Source organism: Bowmanella yangjiangensis (assembly GCF_018531185.1).
Classification (GTDB): domain Bacteria; phylum Pseudomonadota; class Gammaproteobacteria; order Enterobacterales; family Alteromonadaceae; genus Bowmanella; species Bowmanella yangjiangensis.
The window spans coordinates 88456-112728 of record NZ_JAHDJU010000005.1 but is presented as its reverse complement, the minus strand read 5'-3'; the positions used below and the strand labels follow the sequence as shown (position 1 = coordinate 112728).

Annotated in this window: 27 protein-coding genes; 10 read left to right on the top strand and 17 right to left on the bottom strand. The window is 49.3% G+C overall.

Translation table 11 applies throughout. From position 1 onward, the window contains the following. Window positions 1-85: 85 nt before the first annotated feature. Window positions 86-1714: a pyridoxal-dependent aspartate 1-decarboxylase PanP gene (gene panP / locus KJY73_RS21060; protein WP_232848807.1), complete on the top strand. Its 1629-nt coding sequence runs from the start codon at window positions 86-88 to the stop codon at window positions 1712-1714. Here panP and KJY73_RS21055 read toward each other — a convergent pair. The 8 genes from KJY73_RS21055 to sfsA all read right to left on the bottom strand — a co-directional run bounded on the left by KJY73_RS21055 (window position 1704) and on the right by sfsA (window position 8469). Then, on the bottom strand, window positions 1704-2393 hold the full coding sequence (locus tag KJY73_RS21055; protein ID WP_214345600.1) for a hypothetical protein: 690 nt from the start codon (window positions 2391-2393) through the stop codon (window positions 1704-1706). The genes panP and KJY73_RS21055 overlap by 11 nt on opposite strands. Before the next feature lie 38 nt (window positions 2394-2431). Next, complete coding sequence (panC, locus tag KJY73_RS21050; RefSeq protein WP_214345629.1) at window positions 2432-3286, bottom strand: pantoate--beta-alanine ligase; 855 nt, start codon at window positions 3284-3286, stop codon at window positions 2432-2434. Window positions 3287-3294: 8 nt separating this feature from the next. Then, window positions 3295-4089, bottom strand: a complete 795-nt coding sequence (panB, locus tag KJY73_RS21045) for a 3-methyl-2-oxobutanoate hydroxymethyltransferase (protein WP_214345599.1) — start codon at window positions 4087-4089, stop codon at window positions 3295-3297. Between the two features lie 72 nt (window positions 4090-4161). Then, complete coding sequence (folK, locus tag KJY73_RS21040; RefSeq protein ID WP_214345598.1) at window positions 4162-4677, bottom strand: 2-amino-4-hydroxy-6-hydroxymethyldihydropteridine diphosphokinase; 516 nt, start codon at window positions 4675-4677, stop codon at window positions 4162-4164. Next, the gene (gene pcnB, locus KJY73_RS21035; RefSeq protein WP_214345628.1) at window positions 4677-5981 is read right to left on the bottom strand and encodes a polynucleotide adenylyltransferase PcnB; all 1305 of its coding nucleotides are present in this window, start codon (window positions 5979-5981) and stop codon (window positions 4677-4679) included. Before pcnB ends, folK begins: the two co-directional genes overlap by 1 nt. 161 nt (window positions 5982-6142) lie before the next feature. Next, window positions 6143-7030, bottom strand: a complete 888-nt coding sequence (gene gluQRS, locus KJY73_RS21030) for a tRNA glutamyl-Q(34) synthetase GluQRS (RefSeq protein ID WP_214345597.1) — start codon at window positions 7028-7030, stop codon at window positions 6143-6145. A 121-nt stretch (window positions 7031-7151) separates the two neighbouring features. Beyond that, complete coding sequence (gene dksA, locus KJY73_RS21025; RefSeq protein WP_206595873.1) at window positions 7152-7601, bottom strand: RNA polymerase-binding protein DksA; 450 nt, start codon at window positions 7599-7601, stop codon at window positions 7152-7154. Window positions 7602-7764: 163 nt separating this feature from the next. Next, a complete protein-coding gene (sfsA, locus tag KJY73_RS21020; RefSeq protein ID WP_214345596.1) occupies window positions 7765-8469 on the bottom strand; it encodes a DNA/RNA nuclease SfsA in 705 nt (234 codons plus the stop codon). 90 nt (window positions 8470-8559) lie between these two features. Here sfsA and pepB point away from each other — a divergent pair, with 90 nt between their 5' ends. Continuing rightward, window positions 8560-9846 carry an aminopeptidase PepB gene (gene pepB / locus KJY73_RS21015; RefSeq protein WP_214345595.1) on the top strand — a complete coding sequence of 429 codons (1287 nt, stop codon included), beginning with the start codon at window positions 8560-8562 and terminating at the stop codon, window positions 9844-9846. A gap of 35 nt (window positions 9847-9881) precedes the next feature. Here pepB and KJY73_RS21010 read toward each other — a convergent pair whose 3' ends face one another. After that, window positions 9882-10064: a helix-turn-helix domain-containing protein gene (locus tag KJY73_RS21010; RefSeq protein WP_214345594.1), complete on the bottom strand. Its 183-nt coding sequence runs from the start codon at window positions 10062-10064 to the stop codon at window positions 9882-9884. A gap of 202 nt (window positions 10065-10266) precedes the next feature. On the opposite strand from KJY73_RS21010, the gene KJY73_RS21005 reads away from it, so the two are divergent. Both KJY73_RS21005 and KJY73_RS21000 read left to right on the top strand, forming a co-directional pair. Then, a complete protein-coding gene (locus tag KJY73_RS21005; protein WP_214345593.1) occupies window positions 10267-10860 on the top strand; it encodes a YhgN family NAAT transporter in 594 nt (197 codons plus the stop codon). Further along, the gene (locus tag KJY73_RS21000; protein ID WP_206595878.1) at window positions 10857-11438 is read left to right on the top strand and encodes a YjaG family protein; all 582 of its coding nucleotides are present in this window, start codon (window positions 10857-10859) and stop codon (window positions 11436-11438) included. The genes KJY73_RS21005 and KJY73_RS21000 overlap by 4 nt, the downstream gene beginning before the upstream one ends. Before the next feature lie 83 nt (window positions 11439-11521). Here the strand turns inward: KJY73_RS21000 and KJY73_RS20995 are convergent, their stop codons facing one another. The 3 genes from KJY73_RS20995 to rsmD form a co-directional block, all read right to left on the bottom strand. Beyond that, on the bottom strand, window positions 11522-12289 hold the full coding sequence (locus KJY73_RS20995) for a hypothetical protein (protein ID WP_214345592.1): 768 nt from the start codon (window positions 12287-12289) through the stop codon (window positions 11522-11524). Window positions 12290-12433: 144 nt separating this feature from the next. Further along, complete coding sequence (locus KJY73_RS20990; protein ID WP_214345591.1) at window positions 12434-12805, bottom strand: diacylglycerol kinase; 372 nt, start codon at window positions 12803-12805, stop codon at window positions 12434-12436. Continuing rightward, on the bottom strand, window positions 12778-13392 hold the full coding sequence (gene rsmD / locus KJY73_RS20985) for a 16S rRNA (guanine(966)-N(2))-methyltransferase RsmD (protein ID WP_214345590.1): 615 nt from the start codon (window positions 13390-13392) through the stop codon (window positions 12778-12780). The genes KJY73_RS20990 and rsmD overlap by 28 nt, the downstream gene beginning before the upstream one ends. A gap of 87 nt (window positions 13393-13479) precedes the next feature. Between rsmD and ftsY the strand changes: the two genes are divergently transcribed. Genes ftsY through ftsX form a run of 3 tightly spaced genes read left to right on the top strand, consistent with a single transcriptional unit; the run spans window position 13480 to window position 16401 of the window. Beyond that, window positions 13480-14733: a signal recognition particle-docking protein FtsY gene (ftsY, locus tag KJY73_RS20980; RefSeq protein ID WP_214345589.1), complete on the top strand. Its 1254-nt coding sequence runs from the start codon at window positions 13480-13482 to the stop codon at window positions 14731-14733. Window positions 14734-14735: 2 nt separating this feature from the next. Continuing rightward, on the top strand, window positions 14736-15437 hold the full coding sequence (gene ftsE / locus KJY73_RS20975) for a cell division ATP-binding protein FtsE (protein WP_206593185.1): 702 nt from the start codon (window positions 14736-14738) through the stop codon (window positions 15435-15437). Then, the gene (ftsX, locus tag KJY73_RS20970) at window positions 15421-16401 is read left to right on the top strand and encodes a permease-like cell division protein FtsX (RefSeq protein ID WP_206593184.1); all 981 of its coding nucleotides are present in this window, start codon (window positions 15421-15423) and stop codon (window positions 16399-16401) included. The genes ftsE and ftsX overlap by 17 nt, the downstream gene beginning before the upstream one ends. A gap of 38 nt (window positions 16402-16439) precedes the next feature. Here the strand turns inward: ftsX and KJY73_RS20965 are convergent, their stop codons facing one another. Genes KJY73_RS20965 through KJY73_RS20955 form a run of 3 tightly spaced genes read right to left on the bottom strand, consistent with a single transcriptional unit; the run spans window position 16440 to window position 19780 of the window. Next, window positions 16440-17801 (bottom strand): sigma 54-interacting transcriptional regulator, encoded by a 1362-nt coding sequence (locus KJY73_RS20965; protein ID WP_214345588.1) that lies wholly within the window; start codon window positions 17799-17801, stop codon window positions 16440-16442. Beyond that, the gene (locus KJY73_RS20960; RefSeq protein WP_214345587.1) at window positions 17791-18354 is read right to left on the bottom strand and encodes a hypothetical protein; all 564 of its coding nucleotides are present in this window, start codon (window positions 18352-18354) and stop codon (window positions 17791-17793) included. Before KJY73_RS20960 ends, KJY73_RS20965 begins: the two co-directional genes overlap by 11 nt. Next, the gene (locus KJY73_RS20955; RefSeq protein ID WP_214345586.1) at window positions 18347-19780 is read right to left on the bottom strand and encodes a HAMP domain-containing sensor histidine kinase; all 1434 of its coding nucleotides are present in this window, start codon (window positions 19778-19780) and stop codon (window positions 18347-18349) included. The genes KJY73_RS20960 and KJY73_RS20955 overlap by 8 nt, the downstream gene beginning before the upstream one ends. An 861-nt stretch (window positions 19781-20641) precedes the next feature. On the opposite strand from KJY73_RS20955, the gene KJY73_RS20950 reads away from it, so the two are divergent. Together KJY73_RS20950 and rpoH are read left to right on the top strand one after the other, a co-directional pair. Continuing rightward, window positions 20642-20974 (top strand): hypothetical protein, encoded by a 333-nt coding sequence (locus tag KJY73_RS20950; protein ID WP_214345585.1) that lies wholly within the window; start codon window positions 20642-20644, stop codon window positions 20972-20974. Window positions 20975-21090: 116 nt separating this feature from the next. After that, window positions 21091-21942 carry an RNA polymerase sigma factor RpoH gene (gene rpoH / locus KJY73_RS20945; RefSeq protein WP_214345584.1) on the top strand — a complete coding sequence of 284 codons (852 nt, stop codon included), beginning with the start codon at window positions 21091-21093 and terminating at the stop codon, window positions 21940-21942. A 36-nt stretch (window positions 21943-21978) separates the two neighbouring features. Here the strand turns inward: rpoH and KJY73_RS20940 are convergent, their stop codons facing one another. After that, window positions 21979-22890 carry a bifunctional GNAT family N-acetyltransferase/hotdog fold thioesterase gene (locus tag KJY73_RS20940; RefSeq protein ID WP_214345583.1) on the bottom strand — a complete coding sequence of 304 codons (912 nt, stop codon included), beginning with the start codon at window positions 22888-22890 and terminating at the stop codon, window positions 21979-21981. A gap of 335 nt (window positions 22891-23225) precedes the next feature. On the opposite strand from KJY73_RS20940, the gene KJY73_RS20935 reads away from it, so the two are divergent. Beyond that, the gene (locus KJY73_RS20935) at window positions 23226-23717 is read left to right on the top strand and encodes a polyamine aminopropyltransferase (RefSeq protein WP_214345582.1); all 492 of its coding nucleotides are present in this window, start codon (window positions 23226-23228) and stop codon (window positions 23715-23717) included. Between the two features lie 23 nt (window positions 23718-23740). On the opposite strand, the gene dtd is transcribed toward KJY73_RS20935, so the two are convergent. Further along, a complete protein-coding gene (gene dtd, locus KJY73_RS20930) occupies window positions 23741-24181 on the bottom strand; it encodes a D-aminoacyl-tRNA deacylase (RefSeq protein WP_214345581.1) in 441 nt (146 codons plus the stop codon). Window positions 24182-24273: the final 92 nt, after the last annotated feature.

Here is a 24273-nt window from a genome sequence, read left to right as displayed (position 1 = left end):
ATACCAATTTGTCCACCTCACTTTGCAGTGGATGACGCCAGAGGGGAAAAAGGGTAAAGTCCGCGTCCGGACGGTTGAATAGAGAATGTCAGTGACCAACGCCCAAGCCAGCCTGGCACATCTGTATCGAGTTTTTACCAAGCCAGAAGGTCAGGATTCCAAGCTGGCACAAATAGAGCGCCATTTGTCTGACAACCTGGCAGATTTTCTATCCAGGCACGTTGTCGCCAGCAACCGCTCTCTGGAGGATATCGAGCAGGACTTCAACCAGTCACTCATTCCTGAGCAGCCCCAGTTTGTCTCCGAGCATGCAGAACAGCTACTAGACAAGCTGGTAGCCCATTCGGTCAATACTTATTCCCCCCGCTTTATCGGCCATATGACCTCAGCGCTCCCCTATTTTCATCTGAGCTTGGCTAAATTGCTGGTAGGCCTTAACCAGAATCTGGTCAAAATTGAAACGTCCAAGGCCTTTACGCCTCTGGAGCGTCAGGTGCTGGGTATGATTCACCGTCTGGTTTACAAACATGATGACAGTTTCTACCAGCAGTACCTGCACAATGCTAACCGCAGCCTGGGTAGTTTTTGCAGCGGCGGCACCATCGCCAATATTTCGGCCTTGTGGGTAGCCCGCAACCGGCTTTTTGCCCCCAGAGAGCAATTCCGCGGTATAAGCCAAGATGGCTTGCTGGCAGGAATGCAAGAATACGGCTACAAAAAACTCTCTGTTATCACCTCCCGACGCGGTCATTATTCACTGGGTAAAGCGGTAGATGTGCTGGGTCTGGGTCGTCAGAGTCTGTTGACGCTGCCTTGCCCTAATCAGACTTTAGATCCGCAACTTGCGCTTAAAGAGGGCCAAACGATACTGGCCCAGGGAGGCAAAGTCATGGCCCTGGTTGCCCTGGCCGGTACGACAGAGACCGGTCACATCGACCCACTTGATGAACTGGCGGATGTCGCGGCTGAATTGGGCTGCCACTTACACGTAGATGCGGCCTGGGGTGGTGCAACCTTGTTTTCGCGCCGCTATGGCGGCTTGCTCAAAGGAATTGAACGGGCAGACTCCGTCACCTTGGATGCCCATAAGCAGATGTATGTCCCCATGGGGGCCGGTATGGTGCTGTTTAAAGATCCTGATGCGGGTAATCAGGTCCGTCATCACGCGCAATACATTCTGCGCCAGGGCTCAAAAGATCTGGGCGCCACCAGTCTGGAAGGTTCGCGTAACGGTATGGCGATGATGCTGTATGCGTCATTACATATTCTCGGCAGAAACGGGTACGAACTGTTGATTGATCAAAGCATCGAAAAAGCCAAAGCCTTCGCTGCCATGATTGAAGCACACCCACACTTTCAACTGACTACCTCCCCGGTTTTATGTTTGCTGACCTACCGCTTTGTGCCAGAAGTGGTGCAATCCAGTCTACAGGCAGACGCGGCCTTGGCGGCGCAATTGAATCCGCTGCTTGACGAGCTAACCGTCGCCATTCAAAAACAACAGCGTGAATCAGGACATTCATTTGTTTCTCGCACTCGCCTGGAGATTGCGGCTTATGACGGCCCGATAAACGTCTTCAGAGTGGTACTGGCGAACCCCTTGACCAGTGAAGATGACCTTGCCGACATCCTTGCAGAACAAGAGCGCTTGGCCTGTTCATTACCACAATATCAGCAACTGCTCACCACAATAAACAGCAGCACTACTTGCTAATCGAATTGCTGCGCTCCACGACATAGCGCAGCTCCCTTTCAACATCAGCAACCTGCTCGGCGTAACGCTGGTGCAAATAATGGTAAACCTTGCCTTTATAAACGGCCGGCAGCGCGATTTGTATGCCTTGTGAGCCAAGCATAGGGATGTGCTTGTAAGACAACGCCAGCAGAGCATAGTCAATACGTTTGTGTCCCAGCATATCCAGTACCTGTTGGTGGGATGACAATTCAATGCGTCTTACCGGAGAATCTCCCAACACTTCGCTCAATACGGTTTTTCCCCCAACCAACGCTATGGTCTTTCTGGCATCCTGTAACACTTGGTGCTGACAGACGACAGATTGGGAACACACCAGATAGATCTCTACAGTCATTAACGGCACATCCACCCTGACCATATCTGGCAGTTGCTCTTCGGCAAACGCAAACTTAGCGGCAATACCGTCAACGTCGCCACGATTACCCAAAATAAACTCCCTTTCACTGGCAACAGGTGTAAAAGCCAGTTCAATGCCCAGATTCGAATAGGCTTGCCGTAATTCGTCCTGAATCAGACTAATTTGGGGGTGGCTGATATAACTAAACAGCAACTGAGGAGCAAAAGGGTGAGCGAGAAGCGGGAGAGATAAAGCGCCGAACAACATCGCTATGCCGGCGCGTATTTGCCTGATAATCATTTAGCACTCCTTGGCCTAGTACCAGACAAGTGTAGTGCTTATTCCTGCAATTCCACTTGGATGTTATCAATTAACCTGGCGCGTCCCAAAAATGCAGCGCCCAATATTACCAGATGGGTATCTTCATGGCTGGGATGCAATAGGGACTCCGCCGAGCGGATCTCTATATAGTCAGGTTTAAATCCGTCATCCAGCAGCTTTTGCTTGTGCTCCTGAATCAGGCGTGAGAAATCACGGCGACCCAGTTGAATCGCATCGGCGATGGACTTAAGGTGACGATACAACGCTGGAGCAATTTCCCGTTCGGCCGTCGTCAGATAGTTGTTCCTGGAGCTCATAGCCAGGCCATCACCTTCTCGGACCGTCGATACACCATGGATCTTTAGGTTCATGGACAAATCCGTGACCATGGCTTTAATCACCTGGAGTTGCTGGAAATCTTTCTCGCCGAAGAAAGCATGGTTTGGCTGTACCATATTGAACAGCTTACAGACGATAGTGGCTACGCCACGAAAATGCCCAGGGCGACTGGCCCCACAAATCATATATGAGATGCCAGGAACCTCGACAAAAGTTTGCTGCTCCAAGCCACGCGGGTAGATATCCTCAACCTGCGGGGTAAATACAACATCTACCCCCAAAGATTCCAGGGCAGCCAGATCATGTGCCATAGTGCGCGGATAGGCAGCCAGGTCCTCGTCTGGACCAAACTGCAAGGGGTTAACGAAGATAGACACGACCACAATGTCGGTGACTTCCCGGGCTTCTTTAACCAAGCGCAAATGGCCATGGTGCAGATTACCCATGGTCGGCACAAAGCCTATGACCTTACCTTCTAGTTGCCAGCGTCGTCTGATGTCTCGCAGGCTGGCGATATCACTGATCACTTGCATCATTTACCTCAACTAAAACTATGCTGCTCGGTTGGGAAGTCGCCATTTTTGACTTCTTCGATATACAAGCTGACGGCTTTACGAATATCACCGGTTACGGCCAAATAATTCTTGGAAAACTTCGGCATATAGTTTGCGCTGATACCCAACATATCGTGCATCACCAATACCTGGCCATCGGTATGTGGACCGGCACCTATACCTATTACCGGGATGCTCAGGGCCTGACTGATTCGTTGACCAAGCTCGGTAGGAATACATTCCAGCACCAATAGTTGGATACCGGCCTGCTCCAAGGCCTGAGCCTGGGCAAGAATATCTTCGGCAGCCTGCTCGTCACGGCCTTGCACTTTAAAGCCGCCAAACTTGTGTACGGATTGGGGTGTCAGGCCAAGGTGACCACAAACCGGCACACCGCGTTCGGTCAGTCCTTTAATACTCTCGACTAACCAAGAGCCACCTTCCATTTTGACCATTTCAGCCCCTGCCGCCATTAACCTGGCAGCATTGGCATAAGTTTGCTCGGTAGTGGCGTAAGACATAAAGGGCATATCAGCGACCACAAAGGCACGCTTAGCGCCGTTTTTTACCGACTTAGTGTGATAGGCCATTTGCTCTATGGTTACGGGTAAAGTGCTGTCTTCCCCCATCAAAACCATACCCAGAGAGTCACCTATCAACATCACTTCGATACCTTGCTCGTCAAATAGCTTGGCAAAGCTGGCATCATAAGCCGTGATAACACTGATTCGCTCACCCTCTTGCTTCATTTTAGCCAGAGTTGAGATCGTCACTTTCTTCATAGGTTTCCCCCACGTCGCTACAAGCGATTTATCCCACCAGAACGGAATTACCGTCCCCTTGGTACACCGAAGTCAGCATACCGCCAGAGCGTCGTGTACTTGGTTGCTATCCAGCAAGGTTAGCAGACCATTGGCCGGACAATTTGCCAATAAGGTTGTTAGCTTTTGTCCATCCGGCATTTGCAGCGCTGGCGCTATCTCATACAACGGGTACAACACAAACTCCCGGTCTGCCATTCCATAGTGTGGAACCGTCAGATCGGGTAACTCAATCACTTGTTCGCCATACAGCAGAATATCCAGGTCCAAGGTTCTGGCGCCCCAGCGACGCTCTCTTACCCGCCCTTGATCATTTTCAATAGCTTGTAAGGCCCTTAACAAATCCAGTGGAGACAGAACGGTTTCAACCGCCGCCACGGCATTCACATAATCGGGCTGATCCTGAGGCCCCATAGGCTTGCTGGTATAAAAAGAAGAACAGCGGACCAACCTACCAATATCCGGATGATTCAACATGCGCAGTGCTTGCAGTAACTGAGCCTGGGGCTGGCTTAGATTACTGCCAAGCCCAATATAACAAAGGTTCATCAGGCTTGTGGCTTCTTGCTGGTGCGAGGTCGTCTGCGTCGACGGGTATTTCGCTTGCCACTGTCTCCACCCTGCAAACGCTCGAGCATGGTTTTACGCTGTTCAGCATCCGCGTGCTGAAACTCAGTCCACCAGCTAGCCAGACTTTCCAACTCACCACCTTCAATACCGGCCCGCAGCAAAAGGAAATCATAACCAGCCCGGAATTTCGGATGTTCCAACAGCATATAGGCACGGCGACCAAAACGTCTGCTCAGACGATGCTGCAATGCCCAAATATCTCTGATAGGTAAGGTAAAACGCTTGGGAATCATAATGCGCTGCAATTGACGATGCAGCACATCGTTCATGGCCATGCTAAAGGCATCTTGATTGCTTAAACCACCGTCTGCTTGCAACTGCTGGCTGCGCAGCTCCACCGGATACCAAAGTAATGCGGCATAAATAAAAGCAGGAGTAACGCGCATGTCCGCGTTAATACGTTCATCGGTATTAATCAGCACCTGCTCGACAAACTGGCACTCTTTGCTACCTGGTACTTTTAGCATGGGCTGCAACTGTGGGAAAAGCTGGGCAAACAGGCCGTATTGTTGCAACAAACGGTAGGTTTCCAATCCCTTACCGGATAAAAACAGTTTCAGCACTTCTTCAAACAAACGCGCCGGCGGGATATTGGCCAGTAAGGGAGCCAGATGTGGAATAATATCACCGGCTTCTTTGGAAATTTGCATATCCAGCTTGGCAGCAAAGCGCACTGCCCGCAGCATGCGCACTGGGTCCTCGCGATAGCGGGTTTCCGGATCACCAATCAGATGGATCTTGCGCTCTTTCAGCGCCTGCATACCACCAGCAAAATCCGTGACACTGAAATCAGCAATGTTGTAATACATCGCATTGCAAGTGAAGTCACGTCGCTGCGCGTCTTCTTCAATGCTACCGAAAACGTTATCACGCAGGATTAAGCCTTCATCGCTGTGCTTGCTTTGCTTGTCATCCACCTCGTCAGATTGCGACTGGTGATGTCCACGGAAAGTAGCCACCTCAATAATTTCTTTACCAAAAACCACATGCGCCAAGCGAAAACGGCGACCAATCAGTCGGCAATTGCGAAACAGCGCCTTAACCTGCTCAGGTTCAGCGTCTGTGGCCACATCAAAGTCCTTTGGGTGTAAACCAAGTAACAGGTCACGTACGCAACCGCCTACCAAATGCGCCTGAAAACCGGCATTGTGCAGTCGGTACAAGACTTTCAAGGCATTGTCACTGATGTCCTGACGAGAAATGCCATGCTCTGCACGAGGAATGCTCACAGGGGTAAGCTTGATCTTGGCAGGCTGGCCGGAAAGCACCTGTTTGACCTTGTTTATGACACGGGAAATGATAATGCTGTCTCCTGCACTGCCCATGAGCCTAAAAAATGGGCGCTAATAATATACCAGCAAGGGCAAAAAGAGAATCGACGTGCTTAGTGTGATGATAGTTCAAGTTGCACTTCCCGGTGACGAGGAAGCCGCGAGATGTGCCAGTTAGCCACGGCCCAGTTTAGCAAGCTGTCCACTTGATCAAAATCGGCCAGCAACTCCTTGCCAAAACCCAAAATTGCCAGAGCTTGACGAATATTAGCTAAAGCTTGCCTGCCTTGCAGAGCCGGCGCATGATTCTGTTTGCTGAGTTTAAAACCTGGTTTGCTCACCGCCAGGGGTAAATGCAACCAACTCGGCGCTACTGCGCCAAGTGCGTGATACAGAGCAATCTGCAATACTGTAGCTTCCAGCAAGTCAGCCCCTCGTACCACCTCGGTGATGCCTTGCTCAATATCATCGGCTACCACCGCCAGTTGGTAGGCATATAATCCATCTTTGCGGCGAATCACAAAGTCTTCTTCGGCTAACTCGGGTCCAACCTCAATGTTACCCAGATGCCTATCGGTAAATCCATGCACAGGTTTTTGATTTAAGAAACGAATGGCGGCAGGTCCGCTTTTTTCACGGGGACCTGCACAGCGAATATGCCCCCCGGCCGCTTTTATCTGTGCCCGGGTGCACTGACAAGAATAACTTTGCCCGGCATCCGCCAGCCTTGCCAATATGGCGTCATATCGCGCTGATTGCTGACTCTGATAGAGCACCTGTCCATCCCATGTCAATCCATGCTCCTGCAACTGCTGTAGGATAAGTGCTGAAGCGCCCCCAAGCTCTCTGGGCGGATCAATATCTTCAATACGCACCAGCCACTTGCCATTTTGACTGCGTGCCTGCAAAAAACTACCAAGCGCAGCAACTAACGAGCCTAGATGTAATGGGCCGGAAGGAGATGGCGCGAAACGCCCGATGTAAAGAGAGGATTCAGACATGGGGACAATAATGACAGCAGGGAAGCTGCGATTTTTAACCTCGACAGAATCTCAGCCCGACCTGAGCCGGGCATAATCTGGAAGTGACATCATTCACTTCTGACAGCAGGTGAGGAAGGGCTTAGCCCTGCATCTGCTTTTCTTTGATCTCTGCCATGGTTTTGCAGTCGATACACAAATCTGCGGTAGGACGAGCTTCTAATCGGCGCACGCCAATTTCGATACCGCAAGCATCGCAAAAACCGAAATCGTCTTCTTCAATACGCTTGAGTGTTTTCTCAATCTTCTTGATTAGCTTACGTTCACGATCTCTGGTACGCAATTCCAGGCTGAATTCTTCTTCCTGGGCCGCACGATCAACTGGATCAGGGAAGTTTGCCGCTTCGTCCTGCATATGGTGCACGGTACGATCCACTTCCTCGCGCAACTGATCACGCCACGCCTTCAAAATCGCGCGAAAATGCTCCAGTTGCCCCTCATTCATATACTCTTCGCCGTCTTTCTCCTGGTAAGGAGTTAAACCGGCCAGAGCCAATAATCCGAGTGACTTATGTGAATTTTCTGTTGGCATCAGCCAAGTCTCCTAAACAGCTTTCCGAGCTAAAGCAAGCGGCTATCTATAGCAGAAAGCCCTTTGCCAGGCAATTTTTATCATGACAGGCTCATAAAGTGCTGCACTGTCCAAAATCAGAAGCCTTATATGGTCTTTAGCGGGTAAAAATCAACCCTCAATTTCAATTAACAAATTCGAGGGGTTGATTTAATAGAACTTTTTCAGCATTAAAACAGCAATCATAAGCGATGATTTCTACTCCTGACGCCTGTGCCTTAGCAAGGGCATGAGCGTATTGCGGGTCAATATGGCTTGCCACTTTTACAGACTGGATACCAGTATGCTGCACACAAAAAAACAGCACAGCCCGCGCGCCCTGCTCTACCATATAAGCCAACTCAGCCAAATGGCGCTGACCGCGCTGAGTCACCGCATCAGGAAAATAGCCTTGTCCATCCTCCAGCAAAGTGACGGACTTTACCTCCACATAGCAGTCAGCCTTATCAGATGAACTGAGCAATAAGTCGATACGGCTGTTTTCCTGCCCGTATTTCACTTCCCGGGTAACTTGCTGGTAGCCGCTTAGCTCTGCAACCTTCCCCACTCGCACGGCTTCTTCCACGATGCGATTAGCATTTAGCGTGTTAATACCAATCCAGTGCAGCTGATGAGTTTGCGCCAATTGCCAGCTATAAGCGAGTTTGCGCTTTGGGTCAGGATGATAGGACAACCACACTACAAACCCAGGCTCAGCGCAGCCGGTCATGGCGCCGGTATTGGCACAATGGGCAGTCACGACATCACCGTTATCAAGCTGCACATCAGCCAAAAAACGTTTGTATCTTTTCAGCAATACACCGCGAATTAAAGGAGGATTAAAGAGCATGGCTTGAGACACACACCTTAGCTGGTAAAATGACAGGACTTAACTGCCTGGGCAAACAAGCCGCTCAGGATAGCATAACAGGAGTATTTCATGTCCAGCTTGCAAGTCCGCCTTAGTTCATCAGCCCCAGACAGCCTATGGGGAAGCAAAGCGCCAGTATCGTTCGACAAACAAACCGCCACCATTCACCTTTCAGGTGCGGATAAAGATCAAACCCGTAGCATTCGCAAAGCCGCCCGCGTATTAGATGGTATGGGAATAGAGCAAGTGCAACTCGCTGGCACATGGAGCCTGGATCAGCAATGGGCTTTTGCGGGCAGCTTCACAACGGCCAAGAAACAAAACCATATCCAATGGGCAGAGGATGCCAACCAGGACAAACTGGCCAAGATGTACCAGGCATTGCTATTTACCCGCAACCTGGTCAACCGCACCCCTGAAGATATTTATCCTCAGAGCCTGGCCAGCGAAGTGGTTAACTGGCTGTCCGAGCTGGCCCCTGGCCATATCTCAGCGAAAACACTGGTGGGAGAAGAGCTTAAAGAAGCTGGATGGACCGGCATATACAATGTAGGTCGTGGTAGCGAGCGCCCACCAGTGCTGCTTGAGCTTGACTACAATCCAACTGGCCAGGCTGACGAGCCGGTGGCAGCGGCCTTGGTTGGCAAAGGTATTACTTTTGACAGCGGTGGTTACAGCATTAAGGTCAGCGAAGGTATGTTGACCATGAAATGCGACATGGGTGGTGCAGCAACCGTCAGTGGCGCGCTGGGTTTGGCGATATTACAAGGCCTGAACAAACGTGTGAAACTCTTCTTGTGCTGTGCCGAGAACCTGATCAGCGGTCATGCCTACAAATTGGGCGACATTCTGACCTATAAAAACGGTCTGACAGTGGAAATCGTTAACACCGATGCCGAAGGACGCTTAGTACTGGCCGATGGTTTGCTGGCCGCAGGTGAGACAGGTGCGCCCCTGACAATCAACGCTGCCACCCTGACCGGTGCTGCAGTGATGGCGCTAGGCGGTGAATACCATGCATTATTCGGATTGGATAAAGACACGCAAGTACGGATGCAGCAATTTGCCGAACAGGAAATGGAACCCGTATGGCCGTTGCCATTGGATGTTTGGCACCAGGAAATGTGCCCATCTCCTTATGCGGATACGGCCAACAGCCGTCCCATGAAAGGTGGTGGTGCCGGCGGTGCCTCTAATGCTGCGGGTTTCTTATCTCGCTTTGTTGCCAACGGTGGTAAAGGTTGGGTACATATGGACCTGGCCGGTGCCTTCAATAATACCGCCACTTCGACTATGCCAGCGGGTGCAACAGGTATGGGAATTAGAACCATTGCCCGCGCACTACTTGATGCGTAAGCAATAATAAAAAGGGAAGCTATGCTTCCCTTTTTTCAGATACCGCCTAAGCGCTCTGCTAATTCTTTGTATCTGCGTACATCATCACTGTCAAACAAAGGGTTACCTTCAGCATCTTTCTCTTTTGCCACCAACAAGCTCTCGCGCTCTAAACGCTCAACCCGGATTTCCTGTACGCCCAGATAATCTGCCACTTCAGATACTGACATCAAACTCATTTTTCACATCCCCGTTACTGGTATAGGTGTTTTTCATACAGACCTGTTACCACTAGCCTCCCCCGAACAAACACAGTCTAGTATGTCGTCAGTACCACTTGGCTGCCACATGATGGTCTTTTTAATTAACTTACTGAAAATCTGCCTATTTTGACAGATAATACGCAGACACAAAGAATGTCACTCAACTCCTGGGAAATCAATGGATACCTGGTCTGCTGCTATCATGTTGTTTTTCATCATGGATCCTCTGGGCAATCTGCCCATCTTTATGTCTGTACTGAAAGGGATACCCTCCAGACGCCGACGTATAATTGTAGCCAGAGAGTTACTTTTTTCCCTGGCTATCATGCTGTTGTTCTTATACAGCGGTCAGGCCGTATTGGATTTTCTCAACGTCAGGCAAGAAACCGTCAGTGTCGCGGGTGGTATTGTGTTATTCCTGATCGCCATCCGCATGATCTTTCCCCAACCAGGTGGCCCAACAGGTCACAGCTCAGATTCAGAACCCTTTCTGGTACCTTTGGCTATCCCTCTGGTTGCCGGCCCGTCCTTGTTAGCAGCGCTGATTCTGATTGCCAATCAGGATCCTACCCGCATGACTGACTGGACTATCGCCGCCGTGTCAGCCTGGTTTGTGTCATCAGTGATTCTTATGTTTTCTGGATTGTTCCATCGCATCCTGGGCGAGCGAGGCTTAACCGCTGTGGAGCGTCTGATGGGTATGATTCTGGCCATGATCTCTATTCAGATGTTCCTGGACGGTATCGCCAAATACTTGGAGCATAGTGCATGAAGTTAAACACCTTTCAACGGGTAAGAACCCTGCAGGATTGGCAAGCTGTGGCCTTCGGCGCCACCCTGGTGGAACGCAGCCTGCCTAACTATCAATTATTTTGTGAAGTCAGCGACTTTGGTGATGCAGAACAATACCGCAACAGCCTGAATGCCGTGTGGGATTGGTTGGCCAATCCTAAAGCCAAACTAAACTTGGGCGTGCACCTTGAGCGTATTGAAGAAGCCACGCCGGATGCAGATGCATTCGACTCCTATGGCGTGTACCCCGCCATCGACCTTTGCATGTCATTTGCAGCACTGTTGCAGCTAATGATGGGAGAAGATTTACAAGGTGCGGTGGTCATAAGCAAGCTGTCGCAAGGCTCGGTTGAGGCTTTTATTGAAGCTACCAGTGAAGAAGAACTGGACGCCAAACAAATTAAAGCCCACCCTCTGATGGAATGGGAAGTGGCCTTTCAAAATGAGCTGCTGGACCGTCTCGAGTCGCTGAAAAGGGACAAAGAAAGTATGTCGCAATTGCGCACTATGGCCACAGAAGAAGGCATCAGTAATATCGGCCTGGAAATTAGCGAATAACACCAGGCCTACGGAGCGAGGCTGTGATCAGAAGAGGCTGAATATGAACAAATTCATGCTCAAAAGATAAGCAGCCCCGTTCCTTACTGCATTGCTAACTGCTGCAGCTGAAACGCCTGCCAGGCTGACGACGCTAACGTTCGAACTTCAAGCAAGCGTAGCCTTACCGACTCATAGCCAGGCTCATCCCCAACAGGGATGGCATAACCTACAAGGCCTTTGCTTTGTTTATCAAACCAAATATCGCCCTGCTTGCCAGATAATCCCGTACCGCCAATAAAATAATGCAGGCTGGTCCTTCCATCCACTTGTTGTTCATCAACAAACTGCAACTGCACTTCACCAAATGATTTAAATTGCACCGGTTTTTGTTGCAAATCGAAGTCTAACCGCTCAAATGCCAGTGTCGTATGCTCATCAGCCCTACCGGCGAAAAAACCGCTGAGACTGGCGAAGTCAAAATCATAGCTGTGCCAATACTGCCCATCTAACGCAAACTGTATTTGCTGCCCACCCAGCGCTATTTGCAAAGAGCCATCTTGTTCCAACAAACTGGCCATTTGTTGTTGCTCACCTTGCGCATTCAATCTAACCACGGCAAAGCTTGAAACGTTTTTAGTCAGTGGATGAGTAACCGCCCGGACAAGGGTTGCGCGACCTGCACCAGGATGCCATTTAAACGATTCAATGTGATTTTCAGCGGGAAAGTAAACGGCAATATAGGCGGCGTTACTGCCGTCCAGATTAGACTTTTCGTACCACCACATCTGTCCGGTTTGGTCAGCATAAGCCTGCACAGTAAAAAGCGCCCCACTTAGCACAAACCCGATCATGTTCAATAATATACGCACAACGGCTCCTCCATTCTGGCTAAATCAGCATAGTGACTAACCAAATATCAGGCTGTTGCAAAGTGTAAGGATTTATATGACTAGCGTGAGGTGCTATTTGGGCTAAAGATTTTGTCCAATCTGGTCTCCACTGCTGACAGCTCTCTAAAGCAACTTGGGCAGCAGGATAGCGAGCCAGCTCACAACTATGATTAACATGGTAAAAAACACAGCTGCAGAGCCTAAGTCTTTCGCTTGTTTAGATAGCGGATGGCGCTCGGTGCTTATCCGGTCTATGGCCGCTTCTACAGCACTATTCAAGCACTCAACCACCAGCAAAAACAGCAGTGGAACAATAAGCAGAATTAACTCCACAGGGGAGTCTGCCAGCCACAGCGCAACAGGTATTAACACCAGACACAGCAGGATCTCCTGGCGAAATGCAGATTCATAGCGAAACGCATAGCCAATCCCATCCATGGAACAACGGGTGGCGCGCCAAATCCTGGTTAACCCTGTTCCGTTGGGCTTTTGCATGTTATCTCCAGGTACTGGTAGAGTTGATAACTGACTTGCTTAGTCTGCTTTTGTTTTAGCAATTGCCATTCGGTAGGTATGGGCAATAACGCACCAACCTCAGCTTCCACATATATCAGAGCACCATGATTGAGCAACTTGTTGGCACTCAGTAAAGGGATAACCTCGCCTAATAAAGACTGGTGGAAAGGCGGGTCAAGAAACACCAAGTCAAAACGCTCAGTACAGCTTGATAAATAGGCTTGCACACCACCTTTAATCAATTTGGCCTGTTGGTGAGCGCCCAGCGTTTGAATGTTTTTTTCCAACAACTGCGCGGCCTGGCGATCCTGCTCCACAAAGGTGGCAGAAGCCGCGTGCCGGGATAGCGCCTCAAGGCCCAGCCCACCGGTACCCGCAAAAGCATCCAGACAATGACTGTCTGCCACATAAGCGGCTAACCAGTTAAACAGCGTTTCTTTGGTGCGGTCTGTGGTTGGCCTTAAGCCATCCAAATCCATCACTGGCAGCTTTCTGCCTCGCCATCGCCCACCAATAATACGGATGCTGCCCATGGCAGCAGCCGGGCTTTTAACAGCTCGCTTCATTTGTCAATTCAAGAAATGCTATGATTGCGCACAGTCTAATCGGCTAGAGCCGATAACCCAACGATTTTCAAAGGATCCGCAACGCCCATGTCAAAGTTTTTCGGCTGGTTCAAAAAAGACAAACCAGCGCCCGTAGATGACAAACCCACGCCTCAGGCGGAACCCTCTTCCCCGGTAATTGAAGAAAGCAAATCTCCGCTGTTATCCCCAGAGCTGACTTCGCCCGAACCGGCGAAAGATGACGCAGCAGTAGAGCCACAACCGGAAACACCACCAGTAGTTCTCACACCTGAGCCTGAGCCTGAGCCTGAGCCTGAGCCTGAGCCTGAGCCTGAGCCTGAGCCTGAGCCTGAGCCTGAGCCTGAGCCTGAGCCTGAGCCTGAGCCTGAGCCTGAGCCTGAGCCTGAGCCTGCAAGCAAAACCGGTTTCTTCGCCAGACTCAAGCAAAGTTTATCCCGCACCAGCAATAATATTGGCAGCGGTATCGCCAGCCTGTTTCGTGGCAAGAAAATTGATGATGAACTGTTTGAAGAGTTGGAAACCCAACTGTTGGTGGCAGATGTGGGTATCAACACCACGGCAACCATCATTCAGCAGTTAACCGATGCAGCCAAGCGCAACCAGTTACGAGACGGCGATGCCTTATATGGTCTGCTGAAATCGCAAATGGCCGGTATGCTTGAAGGAGTCAGCCAGCCTCTGGAAATCAAGTCAGGCTCCGGACCTTTTGTAATTCTGATGGTCGGCGTTAACGGCGTGGGTAAAACCACCACCATCGGCAAGTTGGCCAAACAATTCCAGCAGCAAGGTAAAAGCGTGATGCTGGCCGCCGGCGATACTTTCCGAGCCGCAGCCGTTGAACAGTTACAGACTTGGGGCGAGCGCAATAAGATTCAGGTGGTGGCCCAGCATACCGGCGCAGACAGCGCGTCGGTTATCTTCGATGCTCTGCAATCGGCCAAGTCCCGTAATGTGGATGTGCTGATTGCCGATACTGCCGGGCGTTTGCAGAATAAAGACAATCTGATGGAAGAGCTTAAAAAAATCGTACGGGTGATGAAGAAACTCGATCCTGAAGCGCCCCACGAAATTATGCTGACCCTGGATGCCGGTACCGGCCAAAACGCCATCAGCCAGGCGCGTCTGTTTAATCAGGCGGTTGGCCTGACGGGCTTGTGCCTGACCAAGCTGGATGGAACTGCCAAAGGCGGAGTCATTTTTGCACTGGCAGACCAATTTTCCCTGCCTATTCGCTATATTGGCGTGGGTGAAGGCATTGATGATTTGCGCCCCTTTGATGGTCCGCAATTTGTTGATGCGCTGTTTGCTGAGAAAGACTAGTTATGATCCGGTTTGAGCAGGTCAGTAAAACCTATCCGGGTGGCCAGCAAGCGCTGCGCCAGGTGAATTTCCATATTGCCCCCGGCGAGATGGCTTTTTTGACCGGCCATTCCGGCGCCGGGAAAAGCACCCTACTGAAACTCATCAGTATTATGGAGCGCCCAACTGTGGGCAGAGTGCTGATTAACGGCCATGATCTGAATACCATCCGTCGTCAGCAGATCCCTTTTATTCGTCGCGATATCGGCATGATCTTTCAAAGCCATCAACTGCTGATGGATAAGACCGTATTTGACAATGTCGCCCTGCCTTTGATTATCGAAGGCTACACCCATAAGGAAGTCGGTAAGCGAGTAAGTGCCGTGCTTGAACGGGTCGGTCTGAGTGACAAAAGCCGCTGTCTGCCCATTGCCCTGTCCGGCGGTGAACAACAACGGGTAGGGATAGCACGGGCCGTGGTCAACAAACCCCCCTTGCTGCTCGCCGACGAACCAACAGGTAACCTGGATCCCAAGTTGTCTATGGAGATCATCCGCTTGTTTGAAGATTTCAACCAAGCGGGTGTAGCCGTGCTGATTGCCACGCACGATCTTGGTTTAATTGCCCGAATGCGATATCGCACGCTGACCCTGAAAAAAGGCCAGATGATCACAGATGGGCTGACCGAAGACTGGCCGGGAGAAGATGATGAGCCTGCTATTTAAGGGCCGCAGCCAAGGCGCGGAAAGAACCGGTATTGCCTTGTCACAGCGAATTGTGATGTTTTTTGTCAGTCATGTTCGTCAGGCATTATCCAGTCTTGGTGAATTGTGGCGAAACCCAGCAGCGTCCATGATGACTATCGCGGTACTGGGATTAAGCATTACCCTGCCCAGTACCTTGTATATTCTGCTCAAGAATACCGAAAGAGTCAGCGCTGGCTGGGACCAGGCATCAGAAATAACCCTGTTTTTGCACCGTGACACCCAAGCCGGTGATATCCATCAACTGCAGACCCGGCTGGGATTGTGGCCCGAAGTCGAGAGTGTGGTACATATAGATAAAGCCAAAGCCATGGAAGAATTCCAGCAGCTATCCGGTTTTGGCGAGGCACTAAGCTACCTGGATAACAACCCCCTGCCGGATGTACTGTTGGTTACACCAACCAGCAAACACACCTCTCCCACTGCCGCCGGTCTGCTGCTGGACAAGCTACGTAAAGAGCGCGAAGTCGAAGTGGGTCAGTTGGATATTCAGTGGCTGGAGCGTCTTCACGGTCTGGTGGGGATAGCTAAAGAATTGGTAAGCGTGGTGGCCTTGTTGCTGTTTTTGGCCGTGGTGCTGATTATCGGCAACACCATCCGCTTGAATATTCTCAATAAGCGCGACGAGATTCTGGTGATGAAGCTGGTTGGCGCGACCGATGCCTTTATTCAAAGACCCTTCTTATACACCGGATTTTGGTACGGGTTGCTGGGCGGCTTGTTGGCTTGGGTAACCGTCGCCCTGCTGCTCTGGTGGATGGGGGACAGCATCAGCAAGGTAACCCAGCTCTACCAAACTCAGTTCAAGGTCGACGGCTTACATGGCCAGGCGTTGTTGTTGATGTTGGGTTTATCAATTCTACTGGGGCTGGCCGGTTCGCTGCTATCCGTGCATAAACACATTAGGGCGATCGAACCTAAATAAGTTTGGCAGTTGAGCCTCTCTCAACTGCCAATCAGACACTACTCTCTGAAAGCTTCAGGGGATAAGTGGTGTTTATCCAACAGCTTATAAAACTCGGTACGATTACGACCGGCAATGCGGGCAGCTTGGGTGACATTACCCGTGGTAGCTTTGAGGAGATCCGCCAGATAACGGCGTTCAAATTCATCTCTGGCTCGGGCAAAGGACGGCAATGTACTGGGCTTATCACGCAAGGCCTTCTGCACCAGCTCGGCAGGAATCAAAGGCCCGTTACATAGCGCCACGGTCTGCTCCACCACGTTTTGCAGTTGTCTGACGTTCCCCGGCCAGGGCGCCGCGATCAACAGCTCCATAGCTTCATCGGAATAACCTGTCACTTGCTTGCGACTACGTGCAAGCACCTGACCAAGAAAATGATTCACCAATAAGGGAATATCATCCCGCCGCTCTGACAGCGGTGGCAACTGCAACTCCACCACATTCAAGCGGTAATAAAGGTCTTCCCGGAAGTCGCCGGATTGAATGGCCTGTTCCAGGTCTCTGTGCGTGGCACTGATGATACGCACATCAATACTGATAGGTTGAGTTGCCCCAACCGGTCTGACTTCACGCTCCTGAATTGCACGTAGCAGCTTAACCTGGAAATTAAGCGGCATATCGCCAATCTCATCTAAAAATAAGGTACCGCCATTGGCTGACTGAAACAGACCAACATGCTCTCGGTTGGCGCCGGTAAAGGCACCTTTAGTGTGGCCAAACAATTCTGATTCAAACAGAGATTCAGGAATCGCCGCACAGTTCACAGCCACAAAAGGCGCATCAGCGCGCTCACTGACCAAATGAATGGCCTTGGCCAGCAGTTCTTTACCTGTACCACTTTGGCTATTGATGAAGATACTGACGTCACTGTCTGCCACTTGTCTGGCCTGTTGCAGCAATTCTTCCATCTTTGCACTGCGGCTGATAATGGCACTACGCCAGTTTGCATCATCGGACTGCTGATTTTCATCTGACACCATGGGGTGCAAACGTATTGCGTCAGCCGCAGCAGTGAGCAGTTGCTGGCTGTCAAATGGCTTGGTCAGATAAGAAAAGACCCCCTTTTTCGTGGCCTCAATCGCATCAGGGATTGTGCCGTGAGCGGTCAGAATAATAACCGGTAAGCCGGGGTATCTTTCACGTACTGCGCCAAACAGGGCCATGCCATCCATGCCTTCCATTCGCAGGTCGCTAATAACCAAGTTAGGGTTAAAAGTTTCCATGATGCCCAACGCCTGCTTTCCACTGTCGGCCTGCGCTACCTGATAACCCGCTCCTTGCAAGCGCATACTGATGAGTTTCAGCAGTGATGGGTCATCATCCACCACCAACACTCGCTTATCTGCTAACTCATTTGCCATTGGTTTCCGCTTCCCTCTTCAGAATGTTTCGCTCAATCGCTTTCAACTGCTGCAATTGTTGTTCCAATGACTGCTTTTGTTGTTGCAACCACAGCCTGTCTCGCTGTTCTTTCTTCAATTCAACTTCCAGACGACGATATTTCTCCTCGAGTTCAGCGTGTTTGTTTTGCCACTGAACACTTTGCTGCAACTGGTCTGATAGCAAATTTACCAAGCCCGCGTCATCCGCTGATACCTCCGACAACAAGTTCTGTAATTTCATTCGGGCCAGTTGAGGATTGCTGGCCGCTCCATCTGGTAAACTGAGCAACAAAACCAAACGCAGCGACGCTCTTGCGTCTCCATTCTCAGCCAAGTGTTGTTGATGAGCGACTTCCTTATCTAAACCTTGGCTATCCAATGCCGCGATATGTAGATAGTAGTCACCCAGATTGTCGGCATTTACCACAGGCGATACACCGTCAGCACGCCATGTAGGCAGGCTCTCACAACCAAATAAAAAAGCAGCCGTTATAATTAACCAAGGCAAAGGTGAACGGCGTTGATTAAACATGAATGATTTTCTCCACCCCGCTTAGGGGTAAACTGATTTCAAAATGGCAGCCTCTGCGGCTGTCTTTCAATAGAATCTGGCCATTATATTTACGCACCAGTTCCCGGGTAATGGTCAGACCTAAACCACTACCTTTGATTTTGGCATCTGCTTTTACCGCACCCTGAAAAAATGGCTCAAACACCAGATCATGCTGATCATGCGGGATACCTGGGCCTTCATCCGCTATATCCAGCTTCAGCGTCTGATCACGTAACTCGGAACAAACGGTGATCTTGCCCTCCACCGGGGAAAATTTCACGGCGTTTGACAGCAAATTATCAAGAATTACTCGTAAATGCTCGGGATGCATAGGTATTCTGTAATCTTCACGCGGTAAACTCAGCAACAATCCCTTACCTTGGATCTCCAAAGCCCGGTCTGCCAGCACCCGTTCCAAACTGTGCGACAGATAGCAGCTCTGGGGTTTCAATGAGGAACTATTGTCTAACACCATATTGAAGTTCAACAGATCTTCAATAAGTTGTTGCAGCCTGCTGACACTGCTACGAATAATACCTGAGACTTCCTGCTGGGATGGATTCAATGTTCCCGCAGTGCCGTCATAAAGTAGTTCTGCCCCCTCACGAATAGCCGCCAAAGGAGTCTTTAATTCGTGCGATATATGCCGGATAAAGTGACTCTTTTGCTCTTCAAGCTCCAATAGCTGCACACGCATAGCTTCAAGAATCTGTGCCATTTCCTGAATCTCTTGTACCCCTTCTACAGAAACTTTTTGCTCAAAATTACCTTCTTGCAAACGGCTGATCTGAGGTTTCAATTGGTTGATTGGCCTCATGAGCAATCTGACAAACAAAAGCGCTATTACTAAAGAAGCGGGGATAACCAGTGCAGACTGCAACACAGTGGTGCGCAGTTGGTCAGCACTCTGTTCCAATGCACTCACTTTAGTGTCTATAGCCTGGCGACTGAGACGGTATAGATCATTACCTAGTTCATTGAGGCTGTCATATTTCTGTTGCAGTAACTCTATATCAAAGTTGACCAGCTGTTCGCTCAAGGCTGCATGTAGTTCAGCTTCCTGGCGCAACAGCTCGCGAACACCGGCTTGTAATTCCGGTTCATTGTCTAAATCACCGGTCAGTAGTAATAGTTCATTGCGAAGCTCAAGATAGCCTCGCCAAATCGCAGGATCGTTTAACACCAAGTATTGGCTTGCGCTGCGCTCCATATTGCTGAGTAATTGCCCAACTTGCCTTGTGGAATAAACCAGGCTTGATACTTGCTGTATCGCCAAGGTTCCTTGGTTAGACAACTTGTCAATTCTTACCAATGCCATGGCCAGTGCCAGAATCAAGGGCAAGCTAACAAGTGCAAAGCCAAGTAGAGTCAACGATTTGAGTGAGGACGGCGCGTATTTTGCCAAGACAGAATCCTTAACTAGCAATGGGAAAGCTCTGCAATATTGTGCCTCAAATACCCCTGAAATCTAACAAAGTTTAACTCTAAGCATGGGTAAAGAACGACACCGTCTCAATTTGACGACAACGAAAAATAAACAAAAAGAAGAGCATATCCTGCTGTTTTTCATTGAATTTATTTCAAATTCCATTTTTCTTCGACTACTAAGGCTTAGAATTATATTCCGCTATGTCACTGTTTGGAGACAAATACCCACTTAAATCTTCGATTAATTTAACTAACTATCTAAATACAGTAGGTATTTTAAATTGGCATAGTTCTGGCTAGAGAAAACTAAACAGCTGACATGCTTTAAGTCACTATAAAAATGCATCAACTTAGTTTTAATTCCTTCAGTTACTGCCCCAACTTGGTTTCGCTAAATCTTATCGCGGCATCTAAAGCTATTATTTATCTGGCATTACTAATTTCATCTCTTGATTTTTCATCTGAAAAAAAAACAGGATTAATATTCGTAAAAAAGAAATTCGGCACCTGGTAAAGCCAGCGCCCAGAACAGGTGCCACACATTCGGGACAGTCAGGTCCAGAATACTTGCAGCCTTCAATTCTATAGGTGAGAATGGCTTGGCAAGCTACAGGGACAGCGAGTAGTTGCTGTTGATTGCTACTGAAGTTTTTTTAAAAAATTCAGGAAAGTCGATGTATTCCCCCGGCCGGAGGCCGATAACCCGGTTATGAGTCTGGGCTTTTCATTCAGGATGGAATGAATTAGTACCAAATGCAGTTACTCCTAACGTTCGTCATTTACAACCTGAAAAATTTACCCAGGGCATGGGCCCATATGCTTTTCACAGGGGGAAAAGATGGAAAATAGCGCTAATCGCTATGTTAAAGTTGGGAACTGGATTTTCGAAGTCAAAATGGTCAGGGCCATTCGTGTAGAGGAATACGGCAAACCCTACGACGCTGTAGCACATATGACATTCAATGGTGATGAAGTCTATGTTGACAGCCAACTCAGTAGCTCCGAACAGAATTTGGATCGCAGTGATATGGACGCTTTTCTGGATTTCGCGCAGATGATGGAAGTAAACAATTTCCGTTATGACAGATTTCAAAATGGCGAGCGACGATCCAGAAATATCCGTTTACTTGAAAAACAAGAAGTACAGCCCAATATAAGGCTGGTTAAGTAAAGGAACTTTGCTCGATACCCATTGTCTATTCTGAGCATTTTATCCGAGACAGATGGGCTGGTGATCACGCATACTGGGTGCTACACTGGCTCAACTCAATTTTCGTGAGGTAAACGATGAGCTCAAATATGCGTTCTATGGCGTTAAGCGTACCTCAGACAGGCAGTCTGGAAGCCTACATGCAGGCAGTAAGCTCGATTAATATGCTTACCGCCGAGGAAGAAAGGGCATTAGCTGAACGTCTTCACCAAGAAGGGGATCTTGAAGCAGCTCGTAAGCTGATCATGTCGCACCTTCGTTTTGTTGTACATATCGCAAAATCTTATTCAGGCTATGGCCTGCCGCAAGCTGACTTAATTCAGGAAGGCAACATTGGCTTGATGAAAGCGGTTAAACGCTTTGACCCCAGTGTCGGTGTGCGCTTGGTGTCCTTTGCAGTGCATTGGATTAAAGCTGAGATCCACGAGTTTGTATTACGCAACTGGCGTATTGTTAAGGTAGCTACAACTAAGGCACAACGTAAGTTGTTCTTTAACCTACGAAAAGCAAAGAAACGCCTCGGTTGGTTCACCCATGAAGAAGTTCAGCAAGTTGCTGACGAGCTGGGCGTAAGCACAAAAGAAGTGCTGCAGATGGAAGCTCGTATGAGCAGCCAGGATCAAGCTTTCGATTTGTCTAATGATGATGATGAAGCCGGTAATTTCGCACCAGTGCAGTATCTGGAAGATAAAAGCGGCGACGTAGAATCCACCGTATTAAATGCGGACTGGGATGAATCATCAACTCAGCGTCTCTACTCTGCAATCAAGACTCTGGATGAGCGCAGCCAGCATATCATCCAATGTCGTTGGTTAACCGATGACAAGACTACGTTGCAGGACTTAGCTGATAAATATCAGGTCTCTGCTGAGCGCGTTCGTCAAATTGAAAAGAATGCGCTGAAAAAACTTCAGGCAGCGATGGCTTAGTCCAAGACTTAAAAATAAAGGCGCCTAATGGCGCCTTTATTCTTTCTCATCTGCAGGTGGCAATATCCAATAAACACCACGAAATTCAGCCACCGAGTTATGGCCATCATGAATTTCAACCACTAACTTAAACGGCGATTTCTTGCCTTTTGCCAGCGTGTCGAACTTTCCACTAACAGACTCTATATTGCACAGTGCCCTGGGCTGCATACTGACTGGTTTGTGGTAATGAATATCAGCATCCCCCAGCACAATTTCGCCATCCAGTTGTTTTTCTTTTAACTGCAAATACAACATCCCCCAGCCGGTCAGTGTGGCCAGGGAAAAAATGCTGCCCGCAAACATAGTGCCATGCAGATTGATATTTTTATTTAGAGAAGCGCGCACCTCCAGCGTTCGGCCGGTGTACTGATACAACTTGATTCCCATCTGTTCGCTGATTGGGATAGTTTCATACCACGTGTCCTGAAGCGCTTTACACCACTTAGGATGCAACATCACCGCGTTCAATTCAGTTAATTTCTTAACCATTTGCTCGCGCTTCAACTGACCAAGTTCGGTAGTTGCTTCACCCACTACTTCAAAGCCACAGCTCTTAAAAAAGGGGGTAGATACTTCACGACTGTTTGTCACTATACGCTCAATACCCTGACTGCGCGCTACGCCTTCCAACGCTGACACAACCAACTTACCCAGGCCTTTACCGTGATAATCCGGATGTACCGCTATATGTCGAATCTGTGCTTCTTCTGGCGTATTAAAATGCAGTCGCCCGATAGCAATCACCTCACCATCCGTGTTAGTAACCATTCGGTGTAGGCCTACTTGCTCATACTCGTCCTTTTCTGAACCCTCGGGATAGTTCCAGGGCTTGCGCAGCATCACCCAACGAAAATGGAAGTACTTGGCAAACTCTTCGTCCGTGTTAGGCGTATCAACTTTAAACATTTATCTCACCCAAAATTCTATCCGACCAACGACTTAACAAAGCGTAAACAGGGCCCTATAGTAAAGGCCTTCAACGCAAGGCTCTAGGTATCGCTCTGTTTGAACTGAATAAAGCACTAAGGCATGGCGAACTCATTTACTGGCATGAGCCAGACCTGTTCGTCTACCAAAATCAAGCGTATCGTTGGCTATGTCTGGGTGACACAGTACAGACTGTGATGGATTTGGGCAATCCCCAAGCTTTGGTATTACCGCATCTACATGCAATGGCCCTGGCCCTTTACTTTTACCCCCAGGCCCAGTACGTCCTGGAATTGGGCTTAGGGGGAGGCGCTATGCAACGTTACCTACATAAAGCGCTACCCGATGCCAAGATACATACGCTGGAGAATAATTCCGCCGTTATTCAATCTGCTACAGACTTTTTTGGATTAAATCCGCACAAGGTCTCACAAATAGACGCCAGTAGCGGCATTGACCAATTTAAGCGAGTCGATCTTCTCTTTGTGGATCTGTTTGGTCGCCAGGACCATCCCCATTGTTTGCATCAGGCAGATTTTCTGAAAGCCTGCCTGCAAACCTTGTCTGCACAAGGTGTAATGGTGTTTAACTTATTACCCAGTTCGGCAACACACACTGAAGATTGGCTGGCGTTCTTGCATCTTCAGTGCGGCTTTGCTCCCCTTTGTTTTGCGATACCTCAGTATCAAAACAAAGTGATTCTCTGTGCGACCCGCCCACTGAAATTACCTGATATGCAGACACTAGCGCTTTACGCAAAGGACGGTTCAATCAATTTGGATTACCTTACTCTCTACAGCTTATGAGAAGAAACCCTGCTGCAGGGGTTTCACGCTACTCGCAGTTGAAAAGTTACCGGCCCATCATTCACTAGGCTCACCTGCATATCGGCACCAAACTGTCCGGTCTGGCATTCAATTCCTGCAGCTTTTACCTGGCTGACAAAGTACTCATACAAAAGCTTACTTTTCTGTGGTTCGCCCGCACGGGAAAAGCTGGGTCTGTTGCCTTTTTCCGTGTCGGCCACCAAGGTAAACTGAGATACCACTAACAGTTGCCCCCCTACCTGAGACAAATTGAGGTTCATCTTGCCTTGAGCATCGCTAAAGATTCGATAATTCAACACCCGCTCACAAAGGCGCTTGGCCTTGGCTTCGTCGTCGCCCTGCTCAACCCCTAACAACAACATAATGCCCTTACCGATCTTACCAACCGTTTTCCCTTCCACATCGACCTGAGCAGAAGAAACTCTTTGTAACAACGCAATCATCTGAATTTCCTGAATCTTCCGGGTCGTCGATTGTGGCAAAGTTTGCCTACTCTGCATAATTGAATTAACTTAACTGCGTAGACAACAGCTCA

Excerpts from the sequence above, each read along its gene's own strand:
- KJY73_RS21000 (WP_206595878.1), top strand. The coding sequence starts at position 10,857 with ATGAAGTTAAACACCTTTCAACGGGTAAGAACCCTGCAGGATTGGCAA.
- dksA (WP_206595873.1), bottom strand. The coding sequence starts at position 7,601 with ATGCCAACAGAAAATTCACATAAGTCACTCGGATTATTGGCTCTGGCC.
- gluQRS (WP_214345597.1), bottom strand. The coding sequence starts at position 7,030 with ATGTCTGAATCCTCTCTTTACATCGGGCGTTTCGCGCCATCTCCTTCC.
- KJY73_RS20965 (WP_214345588.1), bottom strand. The coding sequence starts at position 17,801 with ATGGCAAATGAGTTAGCAGATAAGCGAGTGTTGGTGGTGGATGATGAC.
- ftsX (WP_206593184.1), top strand. The coding sequence starts at position 15,421 with ATGAGCCTGCTATTTAAGGGCCGCAGCCAAGGCGCGGAAAGAACCGGT.
- sfsA (WP_214345596.1), bottom strand. The coding sequence starts at position 8,469 with ATGCTCTTTAATCCTCCTTTAATTCGCGGTGTATTGCTGAAAAGATAC.
- rpoH (WP_214345584.1), top strand. The coding sequence starts at position 21,091 with ATGAGCTCAAATATGCGTTCTATGGCGTTAAGCGTACCTCAGACAGGC.
- ftsY (WP_214345589.1), top strand. The coding sequence starts at position 13,480 with ATGTCAAAGTTTTTCGGCTGGTTCAAAAAAGACAAACCAGCGCCCGTA.
- KJY73_RS20960 (WP_214345587.1), bottom strand. The coding sequence starts at position 18,354 with ATGTTTAATCAACGCCGTTCACCTTTGCCTTGGTTAATTATAACGGCT.
- KJY73_RS20990 (WP_214345591.1), bottom strand. The coding sequence starts at position 12,805 with ATGCAAAAGCCCAACGGAACAGGGTTAACCAGGATTTGGCGCGCCACC.
- dtd (WP_214345581.1), bottom strand. The coding sequence starts at position 24,181 with ATGATTGCGTTGTTACAAAGAGTTTCTTCTGCTCAGGTCGATGTGGAA.
- panP (WP_232848807.1), top strand. The coding sequence starts at position 86 with ATGTCAGTGACCAACGCCCAAGCCAGCCTGGCACATCTGTATCGAGTT.
- panC (WP_214345629.1), bottom strand. The coding sequence starts at position 3,286 with ATGCAAGTGATCAGTGATATCGCCAGCCTGCGAGACATCAGACGACGC.
- ftsE (WP_206593185.1), top strand. The coding sequence starts at position 14,736 with ATGATCCGGTTTGAGCAGGTCAGTAAAACCTATCCGGGTGGCCAGCAA.
- rsmD (WP_214345590.1), bottom strand. The coding sequence starts at position 13,392 with ATGAAGCGAGCTGTTAAAAGCCCGGCTGCTGCCATGGGCAGCATCCGT.
- folK (WP_214345598.1), bottom strand. The coding sequence starts at position 4,677 with ATGAACCTTTGTTATATTGGGCTTGGCAGTAATCTAAGCCAGCCCCAG.
- KJY73_RS20950 (WP_214345585.1), top strand. The coding sequence starts at position 20,642 with ATGGAAAATAGCGCTAATCGCTATGTTAAAGTTGGGAACTGGATTTTC.
- pepB (WP_214345595.1), top strand. The coding sequence starts at position 8,560 with ATGTCCAGCTTGCAAGTCCGCCTTAGTTCATCAGCCCCAGACAGCCTA.
- KJY73_RS20935 (WP_214345582.1), top strand. The coding sequence starts at position 23,226 with ATGCAACGTTACCTACATAAAGCGCTACCCGATGCCAAGATACATACG.
- KJY73_RS21005 (WP_214345593.1), top strand. The coding sequence starts at position 10,267 with ATGGATACCTGGTCTGCTGCTATCATGTTGTTTTTCATCATGGATCCT.
- KJY73_RS20940 (WP_214345583.1), bottom strand. The coding sequence starts at position 22,890 with ATGTTTAAAGTTGATACGCCTAACACGGACGAAGAGTTTGCCAAGTAC.
- panB (WP_214345599.1), bottom strand. The coding sequence starts at position 4,089 with ATGAAGAAAGTGACGATCTCAACTCTGGCTAAAATGAAGCAAGAGGGT.
- KJY73_RS21010 (WP_214345594.1), bottom strand. The coding sequence starts at position 10,064 with ATGAGTTTGATGTCAGTATCTGAAGTGGCAGATTATCTGGGCGTACAG.
- KJY73_RS21055 (WP_214345600.1), bottom strand. The coding sequence starts at position 2,393 with ATGATTATCAGGCAAATACGCGCCGGCATAGCGATGTTGTTCGGCGCT.